Source organism: Vibrio sonorensis (assembly GCF_001854765.1).
Taxonomy (GTDB): domain Bacteria; phylum Pseudomonadota; class Gammaproteobacteria; order Enterobacterales; family Vibrionaceae; genus Vibrio; species Vibrio sonorensis.
Genome location: NZ_LJJE01000067.1, coordinates 1 through 1,824, shown reverse-complemented (window position 1 = coordinate 1,824; position 1,824 = coordinate 1). Strand labels below are relative to the sequence as shown.

Sequence of the window (1,824 nt, the reverse complement as noted above, 5' to 3'; positions counted from 1 at the left end):
TCCCCTTACGATTGCTCTGTGGTAAATAAGCCACCCAACTGATCACTCAGCTCTTTTCTTTCATGTTTGGCCTTTTCTAAGTAAGGCTGAAACGCTTTCATCACGATTCGGAAAAGAGAGCCTGATTCGTGATACTCACCAAACTCATCACAGTACACGTACAGCGTCCATTCTTCTGCGTTACCGTCAGACGTCAAGCGAACATCGATAGCAAAACGTTGTAGTGCATTAAGCATCTGAGCAACGTCAAACCCTGCGTAAATTCCTGCCATATATTCCCCTTAAAAATCATTGTTGTGGTGAAAATCCAAAATCATCTTTATCACCTAAGAAGTTGCAAGCATCTTCACTCACGCGAATTGAGCCGTTCAGAGGTCTAATTGACACTTCCTTGTCACGCTTATGTCTTTGCGTAACGACCATTAGAGTCCCCTCTGGGAAAAGCTCACCCGCTTTATTTTGGATGCTTCTATTAAGCTGTACGACTCGCTGAATACAGTCTTTGTTGAGTTCTGGAAAAGGCTGTCTCTTGCGCTTTCCGTATAGTTCAGCGCGTAATCGCTCTAACTCTTCCATCATTACATCAAACTCTGTCGTTCCGACCTCATACGGCAAAGCCTCAAACTCGACGTCATTTTCTGTGTGATATAGTTCATGCGCTATTTCGCTAACATCCCCGCTCTCGGCGGTACACACTAGAACTATGTGGTCTTCATGTTCGTTAGTACGTGCTGAGTAAGTAAGCTTCTGAGACATGGCTACATTTCCCCTTATTCACTATCTAAACTGTCGTCACCAAGATAATCAGCAAATTTGGTTTCAAACTCTACAAGTGCTGATTGTTTGGTAGCCTTTTTTCTACTTTGAAGAGCATCAAAAACATGCTGTTCAAGTGCTTCTGAAACTAACTTTTCAAGTGTTTGTGCGGCTTGGGATTGTGGCGTCAAAAACCCTGTTTTATCGCAGTATTTTTGAACTACTCTTTTTGCTCGTTCACTGGATGACAGCACGAATTTCCCTCTAAGTTTCGTTTACTAAACGCGCTTCAATTTTTTTTGCATCGAGTCGTAGTTTTTTGGCGAGCTTTTCTGCTTCTGAGCAAAGCAGATCGAAATCTTCCAGTTCATTTTCGAAAGTTTCTGAACTACTTGCTCCTGTAGCCTGATCTTCAATCCATGCCGCAGCATGAAGCAAAACCTTTACTCTTGCATCTGCGCGCTCTTTGCTAAGTCTCGGCATCTATTCCCCTGATTTTTCGTTGTTCGTGAATGTTCCAAAAACCGTGATTAATGCATCGACAAACTCACCCGCTTTTGTGTCACCAAGAAAGTGTGGTTTAAAGTCTGGGGATGCTATGTATTTTCGTTTTGCAGGCACATAAACCATAGAGTCGGGATTGGCCGCTAAGTAATCTTGAAATACCTTGCTAACTTTCTGCCTACCAAGCCCAAGGTGGCGATAAACGTCTTTACTGGTCACACTGCCATTAAGCGCAAGTTTTGCGTCTATCAGTTTTAAAACCGCATCATCAAGCAACGCTTTTGACATGCTTTTTTCCCTCACTGCTTCCAAACGTTGCGAATTTCATCAATAGCAGACAACTCTAACTCAAGGGATGCTACTGGTGTTTCATTCATAAACATACGCAACTCAATTTCACCTTCATCAATTACGAAATAATCAAATCTAACTACCAAGCAGCCCGAAACCAGTAAAAAAATGGTTTTTTCATCTCGGTTTTCGTAAGACTTTATGAGGTGCTTTTGACCACCTCTGTCCTCTATATGGAGTGATTTTTCTTTCATATTTTCCCTCTCTGAGAGC

The 1,824-nt window shown here is 42.3% G+C and carries 6 protein-coding genes; all 6 read right to left on the bottom strand.

Features of this window, described 5'->3' with window-relative positions:
• Positions 1–5: 5 nt before the first annotated feature.
• A complete protein-coding gene (locus BLO31_RS12150) occupies positions 6–272 on the bottom strand; it encodes a hypothetical protein (protein WP_070966729.1) in 267 nt (88 codons plus the stop codon).
• A gap of 16 nt (positions 273–288) precedes the next feature.
• The gene (locus BLO31_RS12145) at positions 289–756 is read right to left on the bottom strand and encodes a hypothetical protein (RefSeq protein WP_070966725.1); all 468 of its coding nucleotides are present in this window, start codon (positions 754–756) and stop codon (positions 289–291) included.
• Positions 757–770: 14 nt separating this feature from the next.
• Positions 771–1,010, bottom strand: a complete 240-nt coding sequence (locus tag BLO31_RS12140) for a hypothetical protein (RefSeq protein WP_070966722.1) — start codon at positions 1,008–1,010, stop codon at positions 771–773.
• Between the two features lie 10 nt (positions 1,011–1,020).
• Positions 1,021–1,239, bottom strand: coding sequence for a hypothetical protein (locus tag BLO31_RS12135; protein WP_070966718.1), 219 nt, complete (start codon positions 1,237–1,239; stop codon positions 1,021–1,023).
• Entirely contained in the window at positions 1,240–1,548 is a 309-nt protein-coding gene (locus BLO31_RS12130) for a BrxR family helix-turn-helix transcriptional regulator (protein WP_070966715.1), read from the bottom strand.
• Between the two features lie 11 nt (positions 1,549–1,559).
• Positions 1,560–1,824, bottom strand: a 265-nt coding sequence (locus tag BLO31_RS12125; RefSeq protein WP_217495123.1) for a hypothetical protein, incomplete at its 5' end; no start/stop codon positions are given.

Bases quoted from the DNA above. Each gene is read 5' to 3' on its own strand.
- BLO31_RS12135 (WP_070966718.1), bottom strand. From the start codon at position 1,239: ATGCCGAGACTTAGCAAAGAGCGCGCAGATGCAAGAGTAAAGGTTTTG.
- BLO31_RS12130 (WP_070966715.1), bottom strand. From the start codon at position 1,548: ATGTCAAAAGCGTTGCTTGATGATGCGGTTTTAAAACTGATAGACGCA.
- BLO31_RS12145 (WP_070966725.1), bottom strand. From the start codon at position 756: ATGTCTCAGAAGCTTACTTACTCAGCACGTACTAACGAACATGAAGAC.
- BLO31_RS12150 (WP_070966729.1), bottom strand. From the start codon at position 272: ATGGCAGGAATTTACGCAGGGTTTGACGTTGCTCAGATGCTTAATGCA.